Annotated in this window: 17 protein-coding genes; 6 read left to right on the top strand and 11 right to left on the bottom strand. The window is 54.0% G+C overall.

Annotation, left to right across the window (positions count from 1 at the left end):
• Positions 1–60 precede the first annotated feature (60 nt).
• Genes ACJY2G_RS16190 through rstA form a run of 3 tightly spaced genes read right to left on the bottom strand, consistent with a single transcriptional unit; the run spans position 61 to position 3597 of the window.
• The gene (locus ACJY2G_RS16190; RefSeq protein ID WP_112290129.1) at positions 61–1542 is read right to left on the bottom strand and encodes a carboxypeptidase M32; all 1482 of its coding nucleotides are present in this window, start codon (positions 1540–1542) and stop codon (positions 61–63) included.
• Positions 1526–2869, bottom strand: a complete 1344-nt coding sequence (rstB, locus tag ACJY2G_RS16185) for a two-component system sensor histidine kinase RstB (protein ID WP_430320546.1) — start codon at positions 2867–2869, stop codon at positions 1526–1528. The genes ACJY2G_RS16190 and rstB overlap by 17 nt, the downstream gene beginning before the upstream one ends.
• Complete coding sequence (gene rstA / locus ACJY2G_RS16180; RefSeq protein WP_439291928.1) at positions 2866–3597, bottom strand: two-component system response regulator RstA; 732 nt, start codon at positions 3595–3597, stop codon at positions 2866–2868. Before rstA ends, rstB begins: the two co-directional genes overlap by 4 nt.
• 296 nt (positions 3598–3893) lie before the next feature.
• Here rstA and ACJY2G_RS16175 point away from each other — a divergent pair, with 296 nt between their 5' ends.
• Positions 3894–4313, top strand: a complete 420-nt coding sequence (locus ACJY2G_RS16175; protein ID WP_112290134.1) for a hypothetical protein — start codon at positions 3894–3896, stop codon at positions 4311–4313.
• An 83-nt stretch (positions 4314–4396) separates the two neighbouring features.
• Here ACJY2G_RS16175 and ACJY2G_RS16170 read toward each other — a convergent pair whose 3' ends face one another.
• Genes ACJY2G_RS16170 through ACJY2G_RS16160 form a run of 3 tightly spaced genes read right to left on the bottom strand, consistent with a single transcriptional unit; the run spans position 4397 to position 8157 of the window.
• Positions 4397–5632: a c-type cytochrome gene (locus ACJY2G_RS16170; protein WP_439291927.1), complete on the bottom strand. Its 1236-nt coding sequence runs from the start codon at positions 5630–5632 to the stop codon at positions 4397–4399.
• Positions 5629–7392 (bottom strand): GMC family oxidoreductase, encoded by a 1764-nt coding sequence (locus ACJY2G_RS16165; protein WP_439291926.1) that lies wholly within the window; start codon positions 7390–7392, stop codon positions 5629–5631. Before ACJY2G_RS16165 ends, ACJY2G_RS16170 begins: the two co-directional genes overlap by 4 nt.
• Positions 7393–7407: 15 nt before the next feature.
• Positions 7408–8157 (bottom strand): gluconate 2-dehydrogenase subunit 3 family protein, encoded by a 750-nt coding sequence (locus ACJY2G_RS16160; protein WP_439291925.1) that lies wholly within the window; start codon positions 8155–8157, stop codon positions 7408–7410.
• Positions 8158–8581: 424 nt separating this feature from the next.
• Here ACJY2G_RS16160 and ACJY2G_RS16155 point away from each other — a divergent pair, with 424 nt between their 5' ends.
• On the top strand, positions 8582–10075 hold the full coding sequence (locus tag ACJY2G_RS16155; protein ID WP_430320544.1) for a YchO/YchP family invasin: 1494 nt from the start codon (positions 8582–8584) through the stop codon (positions 10073–10075).
• A gap of 83 nt (positions 10076–10158) precedes the next feature.
• On the opposite strand, the gene narL is transcribed toward ACJY2G_RS16155, so the two are convergent.
• Both narL and narX read right to left on the bottom strand, forming a co-directional pair.
• Positions 10159–10809, bottom strand: a complete 651-nt coding sequence (gene narL, locus ACJY2G_RS16150; protein ID WP_112290142.1) for a two-component system response regulator NarL — start codon at positions 10807–10809, stop codon at positions 10159–10161.
• Positions 10806–12596, bottom strand: coding sequence for a nitrate/nitrite two-component system sensor histidine kinase NarX (gene narX, locus ACJY2G_RS16145; protein ID WP_120162883.1), 1791 nt, complete (start codon positions 12594–12596; stop codon positions 10806–10808). The genes narL and narX overlap by 4 nt, the downstream gene beginning before the upstream one ends.
• A 357-nt stretch (positions 12597–12953) precedes the next feature.
• Here narX and ACJY2G_RS16140 point away from each other — a divergent pair, with 357 nt between their 5' ends.
• The 4 genes from ACJY2G_RS16140 (at position 12954) to ACJY2G_RS16125 (ending at position 17081) form a co-directional block, all read left to right on the top strand.
• The gene (locus ACJY2G_RS16140; RefSeq protein ID WP_120162884.1) at positions 12954–14372 is read left to right on the top strand and encodes a NarK family nitrate/nitrite MFS transporter; all 1419 of its coding nucleotides are present in this window, start codon (positions 12954–12956) and stop codon (positions 14370–14372) included.
• A 166-nt stretch (positions 14373–14538) separates the two neighbouring features.
• Entirely contained in the window at positions 14539–15519 is a 981-nt protein-coding gene (locus ACJY2G_RS16135) for an alpha/beta hydrolase (protein WP_430320543.1), read from the top strand.
• 48 nt (positions 15520–15567) lie between these two features.
• Positions 15568–16488, top strand: a complete 921-nt coding sequence (locus tag ACJY2G_RS16130) for a LysR family transcriptional regulator (protein WP_430320542.1) — start codon at positions 15568–15570, stop codon at positions 16486–16488.
• Positions 16489–16586: 98 nt separating this feature from the next.
• Complete coding sequence (locus ACJY2G_RS16125) at positions 16587–17081, top strand: DUF2501 domain-containing protein (protein ID WP_430320541.1); 495 nt, start codon at positions 16587–16589, stop codon at positions 17079–17081.
• Positions 17082–17580: 499 nt separating this feature from the next.
• Here the strand turns inward: ACJY2G_RS16125 and nth are convergent, their stop codons facing one another.
• Genes nth through rsxG form a run of 3 tightly spaced genes read right to left on the bottom strand, consistent with a single transcriptional unit; the run spans position 17581 to position 19535 of the window.
• Positions 17581–18219 carry an endonuclease III gene (gene nth / locus ACJY2G_RS16120; protein WP_120163992.1) on the bottom strand — a complete coding sequence of 213 codons (639 nt, stop codon included), beginning with the start codon at positions 18217–18219 and terminating at the stop codon, positions 17581–17583.
• A complete protein-coding gene (locus ACJY2G_RS16115) occupies positions 18212–18910 on the bottom strand; it encodes an electron transport complex subunit E (RefSeq protein ID WP_112291522.1) in 699 nt (232 codons plus the stop codon). Before ACJY2G_RS16115 ends, nth begins: the two co-directional genes overlap by 8 nt.
• Complete coding sequence (gene rsxG, locus ACJY2G_RS16110; protein WP_120163993.1) at positions 18903–19535, bottom strand: electron transport complex subunit RsxG; 633 nt, start codon at positions 19533–19535, stop codon at positions 18903–18905. Before rsxG ends, ACJY2G_RS16115 begins: the two co-directional genes overlap by 8 nt.
• Between the last annotated feature and the right edge of the window lie 5 nt (positions 19536–19540).

The following is a 19540-nucleotide window of genomic DNA, read 5'->3' as shown; positions in this document are numbered from 1 at the left end:
AGTTGAAGAACACCTCCTTTGCGAAAAGGAGGTGTTTTTTACAGCTGAATTACAGATGAATTACAAATAGCGATTTTCGAGATGCGCGCGGAAGAACGCAGGATTCAGCGTTTCGCCCGTGGCATTTTTGATCAGCTGATCGGTTGAGAAACGGCTGCCGTGTTGCCAGATATTTTGCTGCAACCACTGGAACAACGCCGTCAGGTCGCCGCGTACGATATCGTCCTGCAACGTAGGGATCGCTTTGTTGGCCGTCTGGAACAGCTGTGCGGCATACATGGCACCCAGCGTATACGTCGGGAAATAACCAAATCCGCCGTCGGTCCAGTGAATATCCTGCATACAACCGTCGCGGTAGTTCCCGACGGTATTGATGCCCAGATATTCCTTCATCTTGCTGTTCCACAAGGCCGGAATATCGTCAACTTCAACGTCACCTTCCATCAGTGCTTTTTCGATTTCATAACGCAAAATCACGTGAGCCGGATAGCTCAGTTCATCGGCGTCAACACGGATGAAACCAGGCTGAACGCGCTGGTTCAGTTTCATAAAGTTGCTTTCATCCAGCCCTTCGCGATGGCCGAATTGCTCGATTACCAGCGGGTAAACTGACTTCAGGAACGGCTCGCTGCAACCTAATTGCATCTCAAACAGCAGGCTTTGAGATTCATGCACGCCCATTGAGCGTGCGTTTGAAACCGGCTGACCGAGCCATTCTTTCGGCAGATTCTGCTCATAACGCGCATGACCCGTTTCATGGATCACACCCATCATGGCGCTGAGGAATTCATCTTCGTTATAGCGCGTGGTGATACGCACATCCTGCGGCACGCCGCCACAGAACGGGTGCGCGCTGACATCCAGACGACCGGCGCCAAAGTTAAAGCCCAGACGTTCCATCACTTTCAGCCCGAGCTGGCGTTGTTTTTCGATGTCGAACGGACCCTGCGGCGCGATGCGGGTTTCAGATTTTTGCTTTTCGACCACGGTCTGCAACAAATCCGGCAACCAGGTTTTCAAATCGCCAAACAGCACGTCGAGTTTCTGCGAGGTCATACCCGGTTCGTACAAATCGAGCAGGGCATCGTAGCGGCTGATGCCCGCGGCTTCTGAACGCAGCTGCGCTTCCTGACGGCTCAGTTTCACCACTTCTTTCAGGTTATCAGCGAAACCTTCCCAGTCATTGCTTTTGCGCTGAATGCGCCATGCCTGCTCACAACGCGCGCCTGCCAGTGATTTTGCCTGCACCAGGCTTTCCGGCAGCAGGGCGGCCTGCTGGTAATGACGACGCATCTCACGCAGGTTTGCCTGCTCCACGTCGTTGAGCTGTTCGCCGCCCGCCTGCTCCAGCCATTCACCAACCTGTTTCGCGGTGAGGATCTGATGCGTCAGCACGCTCAGTTCGGCCAGTGCTTCCGAACGGGCTTGTCCGCCTTCCGGTGGCATCATGGCGGCGGCGTCCCAGCCTGCAATTGCCGATAAGTGGCCAAAGCGGGAGAGGCGGGCGAAGGTGTCGTGTAGTTTTTTATAAGCGATGGTCATTGTGGCTCCCTTCCTGATTTTCATTATTAGGCTGTTCAACAGCCAGATTAAATGTCGGTTTTACCGGCCAGCTGAAACGCAGACTGGCACCGCCCAGCGGGCTGCTGTCAACGGCGATGCGTCCCTGATAGGCCACGGCGATGGAATGTACGATAGCCAGCCCCAGCCCGCAGCCGCCGGTAGCGCGATCGCGGCTTGGGTCCAGACGCACGAAAGGTTCGAAGATCCGCTGACGTTCTTCCTGCGGAATGCCCGGCCCGTCGTCTTCGACTTGCAGGCTGGCCAGTTCACCGTCCAGCCACAGGCTGACGCGCAGGGTTTCCTGTGAATAACGCAGCCCGTTATTGACCAGATTATCCAGCACGCGCTCCATCAGGCGTAAATCCACGCCGCCGAAATCGCTGTTTTGCGGCGCGTCATACAGGATCGTGCGCTCGGTGATCATGCGGAAATCATCGACTTTGTCTTCCAGCCATTCTGCCAGATTCACTTTTTCAAGATTCAGCGTCACCTGCGGCCGGTCAAGGCGCGCATACGTGAGCAGTTCATCGATCAGCGCTTCAAGCTGCCCGATATCCCGGTTGATGGCGTTTTGCTCCGCCTCGGGTAAATTTTCGCTGATCGCCAGCCGGTAACGCAGGCGCACCAGCGGTGTACGAAGCTCATGCGCAATGCCGTCGATCAGCAGTTTTTTACTGGCCACCAGCGTGCTGATATTGTCCGCCATCTGATTAAATGCCACACCCAGACGGTTCAGGCTGGAGGTCGAATCAAAATCAATGCGCTCGTCAAGATGCCCGTTACCCAGGCGCAGCGCCGAGTTCTCCAGACGCAGCAAATCCTGCCAGTGCGGACGCATCCACAGGAAAACGGGTAAAGCGAGCGACAGGCCGATGAACATCAGCAGAACGAGATCAAGCACGCGCATTTCGTGCATGTAAAACAGATACGGGATCGGACCGACTACCAGCACGTAATGGCTGCGCGGCACCCGCTGGATAAACGTATATTCATCATCGAGCGCGACAATTTCGCCGTCTTTCAGGCGCTGATCGAGCAGCGGGCTGAGTTTGCGTTTGCCAAGAGGTTCAATGTGCAGTTTGAAAGACAGATTCAGATCCAGCGTATTGATGGTCTTATTCCAGTCTTTGATCGGGATTTCCCTCAGCTCACTGCGCATTAAATAGAGCGAACTTTTCATCAGGTCGTTCATGGACTGCCGGCCGGTTTTCTCCGCGGTCACTTTATAGACCAGCCCGACCAGCATCGCCATGACCATAAAGCAGACCAGCAGTAACAAAAAGAACTGGATGAAAAGCTTTTTCATTCCTGCAGCGACTCCCAGGCGTTAGGGGCAAACAGATAGCCTTTGTTACGCACGGTTTTAATGCGGAAGGGCTCAAGGGTGTTGTCATATAACTTGCGACGCAGGCGGGAAATCGCCACATCGATACTGCGATCCAGCCCGTCATAGCTGACGCCACGCAGATTTTTCAGCAAAGCTTCGCGATCCATAATGCGGCCTGCGTGGGTCGCCAGTTCCCACAGCAAATCAAAGTCGGAAGTGGAAAGCACTATAGTTTCATCCACCAGCGTGACTTCGCGGTTCACCGGATCGATACATAACTGGCCAAAGTGCAGGGCATTGCCGCTTTTCAGGGTCTGAACCGGCTGCTCGCTCTGAATGCTCTGCGCCGGACTCTGGCGTAAATGCAGGCGCAAACGCGCCAGAAGCACTGCCGGTGGCGTCGTTTTCAGGATGTAATCGTTAGCGCCCATTTCCAGCGATAAGATGTGGTTCATGTCGCTGTCGAGCGAGGTCAGCAATACGATGGGCCCCGGAAATATCGGCCGCAAATCGCGGCACAACGTCATGCCGTCTTTGCCGGGAAGCATGATGTCCAGCAGTACAAGATCGGGTTTTTCTTTCTCAATGCGCGCCTGCGCTGTATCGCCACGCGGCTCAACCAGAACATCGATATCGTGTTTACCCAGATAGGCGGCGATCAGGTTGCCGACTTCTACATCATCTTCTACAAAAACGATTTTATTCATTGGCTTGCTGCTTTAAGAAATCCGGTGATTAGGATAGCGTGACCCGGCTGGCGACGCCATCCTGCGAGCGTAATAGAACATGTCAGTTTTGCGGCGTAAATTCCATATACGCGAAATACTTTCGATAAATTCTGAAATGATAAATTTTGTCTGATCAGGCAATAATTGCTCAAACTTAAGCACCCGAACCGACTGGCAAAGTATCGGTGAATTATGCCATTATATAGGTGAATATCTTCATCGTTACAGATTGATTTACCTAATTGATTGACCCTGACCAGGAAGAGGAATAGGGGATGAATGAAAACCGCCTGGTACCTGATGCGCGCAGTCAAAAAGCGACCTTTGACTATATGGAGTATTTGTCCGCATCCTGCAAAAAGAAATGGAGCTTTGTTGACGCGATTTACGGTGTGATGCCGTTCTTCGGCATGGTACTGAAATCCCGCTCTAAAAAAGAAAATTCCCGGCAGGAAGCCTTACGCGCACTGGCTTTACAGGTGGTATCCACGCAGGTCAGCGATGAAACCAATATCGTCCGGCTGATTGAACTGGCAGAGCAGCAAAATATGTACAGCATTGATATTAACCTGCCGTACTCACTGACCGAAGAACAGCTCACTGCGATTAAAGTGGAATGCAAACATCTGGTGCAATTAAGTCAGAATAACGATCATCTGTTAGTACAGATTATGCAGATGCCTTCCCGGCACTGATTTATCCGTGATGCTTGTAAAAAGAAAGGCCGCTTGCGCGGCCTTTCTCATTTTCAGGTCATGCTGAATGCGCAGTTTCCTGCTTATTTCTTCAGCTCTGCACGCAGGTCTTTCACGTCTGAGGCTGACACCGGCGCAGCGGCATTTCCCCAGCTGTTACGGATATACGTCAGCACGTTTGCCACATCGGCGTCACTCATGTTGGCATCAAACGAAGGCATAGACGGCGCCGTTGGTTTGCTGTCCGTTGCGACCGGACGGCTTCCCGTCAGCACTACGCGGATAAGCGATGTGGCATTGGTCTGATTAATCAGAGCGGAATCAGCCAGACGCGGGAACAGTCCATCCTGACCTTTGCCGTCCGGCGTATGGCACGCAGAACAACGGTCAGCATAGATGTGCTTCCCGGCCATCATGGCGTTATCTTCCGCTTTCACCGGCGCAGGGGCTTTATTCCCGCTGTCGTGACCACTGTCTTTCAGATAAACCGCCACGGCTTTGAGATCCGCATCCGTCCAGTGCTGTGAAGAATTCGTTACTTCTTCAGCCATCGGGCCTGATGCCATATCGAAGCGGTTAGAACCGGTCTTCAGATACTGCATCAGATCTTCCTGCGTCCAGTTGCCGATACCGGTGTGTTTATTGGTGGTGATGTCCGGAGCAACCCAGTTTTCCACCACGGCGCCCTGCAGGAACTCGCTGTCTTTATCGCCGCCGATCATATTTTTCGGCGTGTGGCAGGTTCCGCAGTGTCCCAGGCCTTCAACAATATAGGCGCCGCGATTCCATTCAGCAGACTTATCCATCTGCGGTTTGAATTCGCCTTTGTTGAAGTTCAGCCAGTTCCAGCCCATCAGACTGGTACGGACGTTGAACGGGAACGGCAGCTGGTTGGTTTCGACTTCGTGATGCACCGGTTGCAGGGTTTGCAGATAAGCCCAGATGGCGGCGTTATCGTCACGGGTGACTTTGGTGTACGCCGTGAACGGCATCGCGCCATACAGACGTTTTCCGCCGTGGCCGATGCCTTCGGACATCGCGCGCTGGAAGTCGTCGAAGCTCCATTTACCGATACCCGTTTCCGGATCCGGCGTGATGTTTGCGCCGACCAGACGGCCAAACGGCGTTTCAATCGGCACGCCACCGGCGAAAGGTTTGGCATCCGGCGTTGAGGCCGTATGACAGGCCGCGCAGTCACCCACGGTGGCCAGATAACGCCCGCGTTCTACCTGATCGAAAGAGCCGTCACCCGCGGCATGTGCCAGACCGGTAACGCTCAGTGCCAGTAATCCGAGTGAGAATGACGTTAATTTCTTCATGCGATCATCTCTCCCGGTTTTTTCAGATAGAAGTTACGGATGGCATGGGCAGCTTTAAACGCCAGCGCGCCAACGGTGCCGGTCGGGTTGTAACCCGGGTTTTGCGGGAAGGCGGAAGCGCCGACCACAAACAGGTTAGGTACATCCCAGACTTGCAGGTGTTTGTTGACGGAACTGGTGGAAGGATCCGCGCCCATCACAAAACCGCCGACCACGTGTGAAGACTGATACGGTGTACCGTTCCAGTGGCCTTTCATCGGGTTAGCAACCAGCTGGCGCGGGTTCATTGCCTTGGCGATTTCAGCGACTTTACCGGTGCAATACGCGGCCATCTTCAGGTCATTTTCCGGGAAGTCGAAGGTCACACGCAGCAGCGGACGACCCAGACGATCCTTATAGTTTGGATCGAGCGACAGATAGTTGGTTTTAGTGGTGTAACTGCTGGCCTCACAACCGATAGACATAGAACTGAGGTAGTTAGCGACCGTGGCTTTTTTCCACTCGCTGCCCCATTTCGGCGTTCCAGGCGGAACAGGGCGGTAACCGATTGGCGCGCCACCGATTGGCGTCACGCGAATACTGCCGCCGCCGAAGAAACCCAGACCGCTGTGGTCAAAGTTGTCATTGTTAAAATCATCAATGCCCATACCGACCGCGCCTGCGCCGATGAACGGGTTGAAGTTTTTGTCATCAAAGAACAGCTGCACGCCGTTGGCGGTCTGATAAGCATAATTACGACCCGTGGTGCCGCTTAACGTCACCGGATCGTACGGTTTGCCGATACCGGAAAGCAGCATCAGACGCACGTTTTCAAAGGTGAATGCGCTGACAATCACCAGATCTGCTGGCTGTTCCCACTCGTCGCCGGAAGAATCGATGTAAACCACGCCGGTGGCGCGTTTGCCGGTGGAATCGGTCAGCACCTGCATCACTTCACAGTTGGTGCGGGCTTCGAAATTCTCTTTGTGGATCAGCGCCGGTAACACGGTGGTGATGGCGCTGGCTTTCGAGTAGTTTGCGCAGCCGTAGTTAGTGCAGAAACCGCAGTAAGTACACGGCCCCATTTTCACGCCGAGCGGGTTGGTGTAAGGCTCGGAAATCAGCGAAGAGGGTACAGGGAACGCTTTGTATCCCATGTTGCGCGCGGCTTCAGCAAACAGCGTCGGACCATAAGGCTGATCCATCGGACGGGTCGGATATTCAATCGAGCGCATCCCTTCATACGGGTTACCGCCATCATGATGTTCGCCTTTCACATTGCTGGCTTTCCCGGAAACCCCGGCAAGGCGTTCGAAAGACGCGTAATGCGGTTCCATTTCATCCCAGTCGGTGCCCCAGTCCTGCAACACCAGTTCTTCCGGGATAGCGTTAGCGCCGTAACGTTCGGTCAGATGGCTTTTAAGACGGAATTCATCCGGCTGGAAACGGAAGGTGATCCCCGCCCAGTGGTTGCCTGCGCCGCCGGTGCCGTTACCGGGGTGGAAAGAACCCCATTCGCGCATTGGCAGGGCAGTTTGCGCCGGATTGTTGCGGATAGTGATGGTATTCTGGCGGGTGCGCAGCATCAGTTCCTGACGGCTGTTGTAGCGCAATTCATCGGTGACGGTGGCTACGTTGAAATCACGGGCGGTATCGCGCCACGGGCCACGCTCAATCGCCACTACGTTGAGGCCTTCGTCGCATAATTCATTGGCGATGATTGAACCGGCCCAGCCGAGCCCGATCACCACCACATCAGTTTTAGGTAATTTCTTTGCCATAATGTTGTTCTGCCCTTAGCTTTTCATTTTCCATGCGTCGCCGCCCGAAATACTCAGCGGTTCCAGATCGAGTTTCTGGTTATGTTTGCCGACATATTCGCGGTAGTCGTAGCGTGCGCCAGGGAAGCCCAGCATTTTCCACGACACCATATTGCGGTTACCGCCATAAATCGGATCGGCAAAGAATCCTTCCATGGTGTTTTTCAGCGCAATGGCGAAGAACAGTTTGGAATCGATCCCATCGAGGGCTATTTTTCCCTTTTCCAGACCGGACAGGATTTGGTCCTGCTGGTCACCGGGCAGGTCTTTGAACAATTTCTGGTGCTGAGACTGGGTATATTTATCCAGTGCGGCCAGGCCAAGACGGTAGCGTTGCTGGGGAACCAGCGGAGACTGATCGCCTTGCTCCGGCGTGCCTTCCTGGAAAGGCCCTTCCATATAAAGGCGGGCGTAAGTGCCGTAGAAACCAGCCAGCTGGCGGTCGATAAACACCGCGCAACCGGCATCTTTGCCGCCCACACTCAGATTATCGGCAGGCACCAGCCGGTCAACGATGGCTTCCATTGCGGCGGCTTCAGCGTCGGTGAAGAACGCCCAGCCATCGATGTCAATTTGCGGTGGCGGACTCGCATCGAAGGGGCTCCACACGGGCGTACCTTTGAGCGTGACTGCGTTTGCGGCTTTGGCTGCGCCCAATACCGCTGAGGCTGCCGTGAACGAGAGAATCTGCCGGCGTGTCACACCGGGCAATGTTTTTTTGCTCATTTATGTTCCCTGTTTTTTAGAAGGGCTATGTGTTGCAACAACTGGCTATAAATGGCGTTGGTCCTGCCTGTTACCGGCGGATAAAACTTCCACGGAAAAACGCCATTATGATTTGAGATACGCTCTGCTAAAGCAGTCGGGTGGCATCAGAAATCGTTAACCTGCTAAGGATAAATGAAAACAGACTGTAAAGATAAATGGTTAGTGTGTTAAAAATGTTATGAAATGTGTGTGAATTGATTATTTCGATGTAATTTTAGATGAGATTTTGTGATCTGATGACAAATCATCCATGTATTCATCAAGGAAATGAATTCAAATGATTTCACTTAAGGAGAAGGGTTGTGTGACCTTTTGTGGCATGAAGGTTGAATTATGCTGCTCGTGAGGTAAGATCGAATATTACCTGCAAAATGTGTAAGGCATGACAAACGTCACAGATTTTTTTTCTGATTTATTGAAGCGTTGCGCGGTCCCTGCCATTCTCGCAGGGGGAACTGCTCTCTATGCTGTAAGCGCCAGTGCGCTGACGGCAGACCCTGCCGAATACGGCGGCCTCAGCTATAAACTTACCGGTTTCCTGCCGGCCAGCGATAATCATTCAACGTTTAATACCGGCACTGCGCCGCAGACTAATGTTCTGCCGAGTCTGGGCAGCCAGTACATTAAGAATGATACCGGCCCGAGTGCCACTGAAAAACAGCTGGCAACCACCCTGAAAGAACTGGGAACCACCACCACTGACAGCGACGATCCGCTGCGCATACAGGCCGAAACGCTGGCGCTGACTCAGGCCGCCAAACTGGTGCAGAAAGAAACCAGCAGCTTGCTTTCGCCGCTGGGCACGGTCAGTACCACGCTGGATGTGACCGGTCATAATCTTGATGGCAGCTCCGGTCAGCTTTTCAGCCCGTTATACAATTCTGAAAACAATCTGGTCTACAGTCAGATCGGTCTGCAAAACGCGGCTGACGCCACGGTCGGTAACTTCGGTTTAGGGCAGCGCATCAATACCGGCCCGTGGATGCTGGGCTACAACGCGTTTATCGACAATGATTTTGACCGTCAGCTGACGCGGGGCAGTCTGGGTGCTGAAGCCTGGACAGACTATCTGCGATTCTCGACCAACTATTATCAGCCGTTGTCCTCCTGGAAAGCCGACAGCAGTACGTCGACGCAGTTGCGCCGTCAGGCTCGCGGTTATGACATCTCCACCAAAGGGTATTTGCCGTTTTATCGCCAGCTGGGTGCGTCGCTCAGTTACGAACAGTATTTTGGCGATCAGGTCGATTTATTTGGTAACGGAACGCGCCAGAGCAATCCGTCGGCGGTGTCGTTCGGACTCAATTACACGCCGGTTCCGCTGGTGACGGTGATGGCGGAGCATCAGGCGGGCCAGGATGGCGATAATCAGGATCTGGTTAAACTGACGCTGAACTACCGGCTGGGCGTGCCGCTGGCTCAGCAGTTGTCATCGCAGAATGTGGCGGCAGCGCGATCGCTGCGCGGCAGCCGGATGGATATGGTCGATCGCAATAACATGCCGGTGATGGAATTTAAGCAGCGAAAAACGTTATCGGTGTTTTTAGCCACGCCGCCGTGGTCATTACAGCCGGGCGAAACAGTGCCGCTCAAACTGCAATTACGTGCGATGAATTCTATTGTGGCGCTGAGCTGGCAGGGTGACACGCAGGCACTGAGCCTGACGCCACCGGCGAATAACCGTAACCCTGATGGCTGGAGTGTGATTGTGCCGCCGTGGGATAACTCGCCGGGTGCGACCAACAGTTACCGGCTTTCCGTCACGGTTGAAGACAGCAAATCCCAGAAAGTGACATCTAACTGGATTACGCTCAATGTCTCCCCGCCGCTGACCGCACAACCGCAGTACGGTGACGATGCGGGGCTGAATTTTTAGCTAAGGCAGAAAGGCGAATTGCTTTTGCTCCTCCCCCTGCGCGAAGGGGGAGGTTGGGAGGGGGTTTTAAAGGCTAACGACTGTCAAAGCACATTACTCTGCAATACCCACACTGCGGCTTCGACGCGGGATTTTAGCTTCATTTTTTTCAGCAGATGTTTGACGTGAACTTTCACCGTACTTTCGGTGATATTCAGACGGCGGGCGATCATCTTATTCGGTAAACCTTCTGCGATCAGTTTGATGATGTCGCGCTCGCGCGGCGTCAGAGACTGGATATCGCGGTCGCCGCTCGGACGGCTTTCCCGCAGGCTGGCAGCCAGCACTGGCGTCAGGGCTTCACTCAGTACCATTTTTCCGGCGGCGGCGTTGTGCAACGCCGTCAGCAAATCCTCCGGCTCCATATCTTTGAGTAAATAGCCGTCTGCGCCGCGTTTAAGTGCTGTCACCACGTCATCTTCATGATTGGACACGCTGAACACCACAATACGGCCGGAAAGCGAGGTCTGGCGCATACTGTCGAGCGTATCAAGACCGTTCATGCCCGGCATGTTCAGATCAAGCAAGATCAGGTCGGGATCGAGCTGTTTCGCCAGTTCCACTCCCTGTTCGCCGTTGCTGGCTTCGCCAATCACCTTCAGGCTGGTATCCAGCGCAATCAGCTGTTTGACGCCGTTGCGCAGCATCGGATGATCGTCAATCAGCAAAATAGTGGAAGGGGTCATGTCGTTCATACTTGCTCCTGGGGATTAATGGGCAGTGCTTCCGGACGAAAACGGACTGTCACTTCTGTGCCGCCGTCCGGGCGTCGGGCAACCCGACATTTACCGTGTAAAGTGCTGGCGCGATCCTGCATGATGATCAGACCATAATGATTTTGTCGTTCAACATTCGGCGAAATACCTTCGCCGTTATCGCAAATGCGCAGCGTGATTTCACCGTCGACGCAATGCAGTGAAAGCGAAACCTGCGTGGCGTTAGCGTGCTTATAGGCATTGTTCAGCGCTTCACGGGCGATATGCAGCAGGTGAATGCCCTGATTGGCCGGCACGGAACGCGGCGGGATCTGGTAATCAAAATCTATCGTCAGTCCCATGCGGCGTGAGAATTCATCGACCGTATGTTGCAGTGCAGCCCGCAGGCCGGGAGTATTGAGCGTCAGGCGGAACGTGGTCAGCAATTCACGCAACTGACGATAAGCCGTACTCAGTTCATCGCGCATTTGTTGCAGCACATTCTGATCTTCTTCGCTGAAAGCAGCGGCGTGCATTTGCAGACAGGCGACCTGAATTTTCAGGCAGGAAAGCGACTGCGCCAGCGAATCATGCAGCTCGCGGGCAATTGCCGAACGTTCTTCCATCAGCATCAGCTGTTGCTGATGTTCGGCCTGACGCGCCAGCATCAGCGTGCTGGTCAGTTGCTCAAGCAAGGTACTTATCAGCTGCTGATGTGCATCATTCAGATTCTTGCCCGGCGGCAGTTGCGCCAGTAACACGCCGTAATTTTCACGCTCATCACGCAGACTCCAGCTCAAAGACTCGCCACCGTCATTTGCATGTTCCCCGACTTTCGGACTGACAGGCTGACGTGGTGAAGCATTGCTGAATTCGTTGAACACTTCGGCGCTGTTATTTTCGTATTGCCGCAGTTGCACGCCACTCAGCGGAGTCAGCGACTGCAATTCTTTCAGCACCGGTTCCATTCGCGCTTCGAGCGGCTCGCTGGTGTGAAGCTGACGGCTCACGCGATACAGATAATCCAGCATCTGATTTTTCTGCTGTAAATCAGCGGTTTTCTCCGCCACACGCTGCGCCAGATTATCGACCAACTCCGCCAGTGCCAGGGACATGCTGTTCAGCGAGTCGCCGAGAATATCCATTTCATTATGTGCATCACCATTGGCAACCCGTTTGCGCTGATAACGATGGCTGAAATCACCGGCGGTGATGGCACTGGCCTGCGAGAGCAGACTTCTCCACGGGGCCAGCAAATGACGGCGCAGAAACCAGATGGTCAGCGCCAGCAGCAGAAGCGTTACAGCGACCAGACCGCGCTGGATAAGCGAAATCTGCTGTAAGTGGTATTCAGTTTTATGTTCCAGTTCGGCGACCAGCACATCAAGCTGCCCCACGAAGACCGCGATATTGGCCGAGACGTCCTGCGGATGCTTCGCGGTCAGAATCTGATCCCGCAGCGTTGTTTGCCAGTAATTGCGCAGTGCCTGGAACTGCGGTTGCAGGTTTTCGCGCTCTACCGCCTGCAGCAAATCGACACTGTTCTGGTCGGCTTCAATCTGGCGAATATACGCGGTGTTTTTCCCTTCGAGCGGCACTTCGGACAACAACCGGTAGCTTTGCATACGCAGCGAGCCGGCTTTATTAATCGCGTGGGCGTTGCCTTCGATACTACCCGCCATCCACGCTGCCATACTCATTCCGCCAATACCCAGCAGGCCGAGCAGCAACATCAGTAATGTTGTCTGGCTGACCAGCGAAAGAGAAGGCAGAACACGTTTAAGCATGAATCGAATTCCTGGAATTTATCTGGATAGTTAAAGTGTGGATCGCCACAGTCCTGTACGGAGTGGGCATTTTTTATGATCACAGGGCGTTTCCCTATACCTCTTTATGATTACTCCTTTATTTCCATGTGGGTCTTGCCGGTAAAAATGGGGCAGGGAACTCTTTACCAACTTTATGAATATTAGCAGTTTATTGGAAACTCGCCGAATACTCATAAAGGATTTGTGGTCATTTTCTGGCCATGATCCACCTGCTGTTGCGTTGATTTGTATCAACATCGGGAGGCGGGGCTCTACCTAGTGTGTGCGACATAACTTAATCATTACAACAACAATGCGTTGCCACCCGAGGTAAACATGTCACATACATCAGCTTCACCGGCGGAAAAACCGTCCCGCCTTTTGCAGGACTGGCGTCCGGAAGATCCGGAATTTTGGGAAAAGACCGGGCATAAAGTGGCCAGCCGAAATTTGTGGATTTCTGTTCCCTGTTTGCTGCTGGGTTTCTGTGTCTGGATGCTGTTCAGCCTGGTTTCTGTCAATCTGAACAAAGTCGGTTTTAACTTCACCACAGATCAGCTGTTCATGCTGACAGCGATCCCGTCAGTTTCCGGCGCACTGCTGCGCGTACCTTACTCCTTTATGATCCCGCTGTTTGGCGGTCGTCGCTGGACAGCAATCAGCACCGTTTTCCTGATCCTGCCATGTGCATGGCTGGGCTTTGCGGTACAGGATACCAGCACCTCTTATAACGTCTTCCTGATCATCGCGCTGTTGTGCGGCTTCGGTGGTGCAAACTTCGCCTCGAGCATGTCCAACATCAGCTTCTTCTTCCCTAAAGCGAAGCAGGGCGGCGCACTGGGTATTAATGGCGGTCTGGGTAATCTGGGCGTGAGCGTGATGCAACTGGTTGCGCCGCTGGTGATTTCCCTTGGCGTTTTCGCGGCGTTCAGTGACAAACAAACGCTGGCGAACGGTTCAGACATGTGGCTGCAAAATGCGGCGTGGATCTGGGTGCCTTTCCTGCTGATCGGTACGATTGCAGCATGGTTCGGCATGAATGATCTGGCGTCATCTAAAGCGTCAATCCGCCAGCAGTTGCCGGTGCTCAAGCGCGGCCACCTGTGGATCATGAGCGTGTTGTATCTGGCTACGTTCGGCTCTTTTATCGGTTTCTCTGCCGGTTTTGCCATGCTGACTAAAACTCAGTTCCCTGAAGTAAACATTCTGCAATTCGCTTTCTTCGGCCCGTTCTTCGGTGCGCTGGCGCGTTCTGCGGGCGGCATGTTGTCTGACCGTCTCGGCGGTATCCGCGTGACGCTGGTGAACTACATTGTGATGGCGATTTTTGCAGGTCTGCTGTTCCTGACCCTGCCGGTTGGCGGCGTGGGCGGTAACTTCCCGGCGTTCTTCGCGGTATTCATGGTGCTGTTCCTGACGGCCGGTCTGGGCAGTGGTTCCACCTACCAGATGATTGCGGTGATCTTCCGTAAACTGACTACCGATCAGGCTAAAGCACGCGGTGCTAGTGATGATGAAGCATTGCGTGAAGCGGTGACGGATACTGCTGCGGCGCTCGGTTTTATCTCTTCAATCGGCGCGATTGGCGGGTTCTTTATTCCTAAAGCGTTCGGTACTTCACTGGCGATGACCGGTTCACCGGCTGGCGCGATGAAAGTCTTCCTGGTGTTTTACGTGGTTTGTGCGCTGATTACCTGGCTGGTGTACTGGCGCAAACTGAACAAAGGTTTTGCGACCAAACAAAGCAATAAATAATCGCACTCTGCTAAATGACGGAAGGGGCTTCGGCCCCTTTTTTGTATTCTGATCAACAGTAAATACTGAACCTAATCAGGTATAAGCCATAACGATTCAGACTTTTTAAAACCGGCGGATGGCGTTATAAATAACGGGATAAATCATTTCTCACAGGGTTCCCGCAATGAAAACTGCCCATCTTGTTGACCCCGAGCTGCGCCCGTTGCTGGCAGATATGCCGGATCGCGTGCTTGAAGCCTCCGATTTACCCGCCATGCGTGAGCAGCGTCAGGCGGCGGCACTGGAAAGTCTGTTACATGATGACGGATTGCCGGTGACGGTGACTCAACATCACATTTCAGCAGGTGAAGATTCGCCCGCAGTGCGTGTGGTGGTGATTTCGCCGCAGCATCAACGGAAAGGGCGGATGGGCATCCTGCATATTCACGGTGGCGGCTATGTGCTCGGCAGTCCGGAACAGTCGATGCCACTGACGCGCCCGACGGCGGCGCAGCAGGATTGTGTGATTGTCTCGGTAGATTACCGGCTCGCGCCGGAAACGCCTTTCCCCGGTCCGCTGGAAGACTGCTATGCCGCGCTGGTCTGGATGACCGCACAGGCAGATGAACTTGGCATTGACCCTTCGCATATCGGCGTCATGGGCGACAGCGCCGGTGCCGGTCTGGCAGCGTCGCTGGCTTTGCTCACCCGCGACCGTGGTGGCCCAAAGCTGGCGTTTCAGAACCTGATGTACCCGATGCTCGACGACCGTACCGTCACCGATCCCAACCCCAATCCGGTCACCGGCGAGTTTTCGTGGACGCGTCAGGACAACCGTTTCGGCTGGCGCGCGTATCTCGGGCATGAGGCGGGTTTGCCTGAAATTTCCTGCTACGCAGCCGCTGCCCGCGCGGAAGATCTCGGCGGATTACCTCCGGTCTGGATGGGTGTCGGTTCGATTGATTTATTCCTGGATGAGAATATTGAGTATGCCCGCCGGTTAATCCGCGCTGGCGTGCCGGTAGAATTCAGCATCTATCCGGGCGGATTCCACGGTTTCAATGGCGATCCGGCATATGCTCTGGCCCGCCGTGCCCGTAAACAGCGTCAGGATGCCTTAGCCGGTTTTAATCCGCTGCGTCATACCCATGACTTTGGCTTATAATAGGCAACACTCAATAAGGCAAAACTACCGGCTGAATCAGACACTCAATTGGATATCAAACAACTTATCTATCTCTGTAACCTCGAGCGTGAACGGCATTTTGGCAGGGCGGCGGAAGCCAGCTTTGTCAGCCAGCCGACGCTGTCGATGCGTCTCAAGAACCTCGAAAAAGAACTCGACCTGAATCTGATCAATCGCGGTAATAACTTTGAGGGGTTTACCGCTGAAGGGCTGCGCGTCCTCAGCTGGGCGCGTGAAATCGTCGCCGTCTATGAAGGCCTGAAACTGGAAGTTGAATCGCTGAAACAGGGCATGAGCGGCACCTTGCGTATCGGCGTCATGCCGCAATGCAGCGTGTCACTGGCGCAACTGATCAAAGCCGTCAGCGAAGCGCATCCGGGGCTAGATTACCGTGTTTCGGAAGTCAGCGCCGATCAGCTGATTGAAGCGCTGAGCAGTCATTCGGTAGATGTGGGGATCGGTTTCTTTGAGTTCTCGACGCTAAATGAGCTGCGTTTCCAGCTGGTGCCGCTCGACGATGGCGGTGTTGACGTGGTGTATCACCCGGACCATTTTCCGCAGTTGCAGGACATTGAACTGATGACTGCCGAACAGGCGGTTGCATTGCCGTTATGTCTGTCTGAACCGAGCCGTTATTTCCGGCGTTATCTGGATAATTTCTTCCGCCAGTCCGGGCTGGAATTGCATCCGACGCTGGAAAGTACCTCTATTTTCCAGCTGATGCAGGGCGTTTTTGTCGGTATCGGCTGCGCGCTGGTACCGCGCGGGCATCTGATTGATGAAATGCATCCTGCGCTGAAGCGTTGTCCGCTGGATATCACCCCGATGAGCCGTCACGCCGCGCTGGTGGTCGCCGAAGGGGGAAGAGCTACGCCGCTGGCGCAGCATTTCTTCACCGCAGCGGGTGTCTGGCTGGCGCAGCAGCAAATGCAGAAGCCCGCGAAATAAACATTTCCGGCCGTTTCTCTCCGGTATTCCTATTGATGTCATGAAACTTTAAGCCCAAGCTTTGCGGCAATACTTATGTGAAATGGATGGAGTAAGACATGAAAACTTTGAAAGCGGTTGTTCTGGCGATGGCCTCTGCGGGAATTTTACTTTCTGCAGGCGCACAGGCCTCAAATAATCTTCTGGGACAACTGCAGCAGGCTGCCAGCGACGGACTGAATGGCACCAGCAAAACCGGTTCAACGGGTACCACCTCTTCGCTGACATCCCTGCTCAGCGGCGGCGACAGCGCCCTGACCTCGACCAGCGCATCCAACGCGGCGGGTGTGTTGCAATACTGCGTGAAAAATAATGTGCTTTCCAAAGCCAGCACTGAAAACGTGAAAGACCAGTTGCTGAACAAACTGGGGATCCAGAGTGCTTCCGGCGCAGAAAGTCAGGATTATCAGCAAGGGCTGGGCGGTTTACTGAAAACCGGTAAAGATCAGAGTGTGGATCTGAACAATCTCGGCAGCGGCCTGACGCAGGTGAAAGAGAAAGTAAAAACCAAAGCGTGTGATGTGGTGCTGAAGCAGGCGAAATCATTTATTTGATTTTGACTTTCTCCTCCCCCTGCGAAGGGGAAGGTCGGGAGGGGGTTTAGCAGATAAAATAGCAGTCAAAGCAAACTTTAACTCTTTGATTTTTATTTAATACCCCACCCCAACCCTCCCCTTCGCAGGGGAGGGAGCAGACCGAGTTGCCAATCCATATTTTTAAAAGATAAATTCCTTCTGCTTTTTGAATTTAAGATCCTGCGGGCGATTCAGAAATCTTGCTGAATGAGAGGTTGCAGACCATAGGCTGCAATCCCGAAACGAAGGTACCGCGCAGCGGCAAGATTTCCAGCCTGTCGCTGTGGTTGCTGAAACATAGCCAGCGCGCGGATCACATGTTTGAAAAAGCGAGGGGAGTTCAGAGGGGAAAAGCCTTTCCCCTCTGGTCGGTTTCGGCACGAAAGGCCGTGTGATAACCGTTATTGAGAAACCGAAATTTACTCAATTCTATTTAAAGCTTTTAAAGCCATTTAAAGGGATTCAAAGGGAAGCCCTTTCACTCCGCATAAACCTTCTCTTTACTCTCACACAAATCTTCAATCAGACAACTCCCGCACCGCGGCTTGCGCGCAATACAGGTGTAGCGACCATGCAGGATCAGCCAGTGATGGCAGTCGAGTTTGAACTCGGCGGGCACCACTTTCAGTAATTTCTCTTCGACGTCATCGACAGTTTTCCCCGGCGCGAACTTCGTCCGGTTGCAGACGCGGAAAATGTGCGTATCGACGGCGATGGTCGGCCAGCCAAAAGCGGTGTTCAGTACCACGTTGGCGGTTTTACGGCCTACGCCCGGCAGGGCTTCCAGAGCAGCGCGATCTTCAGGCACTTCGCCGTTGTGCTTTTCCAGCAGGATACGACAGGTTTTGATCACGTTTTCGGCTTTAGCATTAAACAGGCCGATGGTCTTGATGTATTCCTTCACGCCGTCCACGCCAAGCGCCAGAACGGATGCAGGGGTGTTGGCGACCGGATATAACTTTGCCGTCGCCTTATTTACGCTGACATCCGTGGCTTGCGCGGAAAGCAGAACCGAAATCAGCAGCTCGAACGGGGTGGTGTACACCAGTTCAGTGGTCGGATGCGGGTTGTTATCCCGCAAACGGCTGAGAATTTCGATGCGCTTTTCCTTATTCATGAACACTTCCCTTTGGCAGACTTTCTTCAGCCGCGACATGTTGCACGGCTTTGCGCGCTTTCATGCGCTGATCAATCAGGTATTTGGCGGCCAGCAGCAGGCCGAGGCCGATAAACGCGCCCGGCGGCAGCATCGCCAACAGGAACGGGTTGTCCAGATGCAGCACTTCCACGCGCAGCACTTTCGCCCAGCTGCCGAGCAGCAGATCTGCGCCGTTGAACAACACGCCACTGCCGAGAATTTCACGCATCGAACCAAGCACAAACATCGCACAGGTCGCGCCCAGACCCGTCATGGCACCGTCGAGGGCTGCCAGATGGACAGGGCTGCTGGCCGCGCAGGCTTCGGCGCGTCCGACCACAATACAGTTGGTGACGATAAGCGGAATAAAGATCCCCAGCGCCTGATACAGACCGAACGCGTATGCATTGATCAGCATCTGCACGGTACTCACCACCGAGGCAATGATCAGCACGTAAATCGGGATGCGGATTTCATCCGGGATCCACTTGCGAAACGCGGAAATCATGGCGTTGGTACAGGTAAGCACCAGCGTGGTCGCCAGACCTAAACCCAGGGCGTTGGTGGCGGTGGACGTCACGGCCAGCAGCGGACAAAGTCCCAGCAGCTGAACCAGCGAGGAGTTATTGGTCCACAGACCCTGAACGATTATCTTTTTGGCTTCACTCATCACGGGCTCCACAAGGGGTGAGGTGGGAAAGCTGAGACGGTACCGTCCCGATAAATAATGCAGTGCGTTTTACTGAACGCACAACGGCGCGCGGTGTGATCGTCGCACCCGTGAACTGATCAAACATACCGCCATCTTTCTTCACCGCCCAGCGTTCGTCGGTCGGACCGTTAATGGTCTGATTGGCAAAATGCTTGATCCAGTCGGAAATGCGCACTTCGATTTTGTCACCCAGTCCCGGCGTTTCATGCTGTTCCAGCACGCGGGAACCGTAGACTTTGCCATGAAAATCAGCGGCAACCAGTAACTGAATCGCACCGGAATAGCCGTCAGGCGCGGTGGTTTCTACCACAGCCGCCACCGGCTGACCATTTTTGCGCGCCAGATACATGCGGTGCGGGGTGGCGGTGCCGAGTGATTCATCGGTGACGTTGTAACATTCATTCTGCATGTCGTTATCGTAGACGCTGGCCGGGATCACCTGATCAAACAGGGATTTTTGCTGTAACAGCGCCTGATGTTCAATCGTCGGTTTGGTCATCAGATTGACCAGCGCCGTCATGCCGGTCATCAGTGCGCCAAAAAAAGCCAGGATCAGGCCGTGGCGTCGCATTGTAGCTAACATAATTC

The sequence above is a fragment of the Rahnella sp. ATs2 genome (assembly GCF_051851855.1).
Taxonomy (GTDB): Bacteria; Pseudomonadota; Gammaproteobacteria; order Enterobacterales; family Enterobacteriaceae; genus Rahnella; species Rahnella variigena.
The sequence above is the reverse complement of the archived record's forward strand: the minus strand, read 5'-3'. Positions and strand labels throughout refer to the sequence as shown.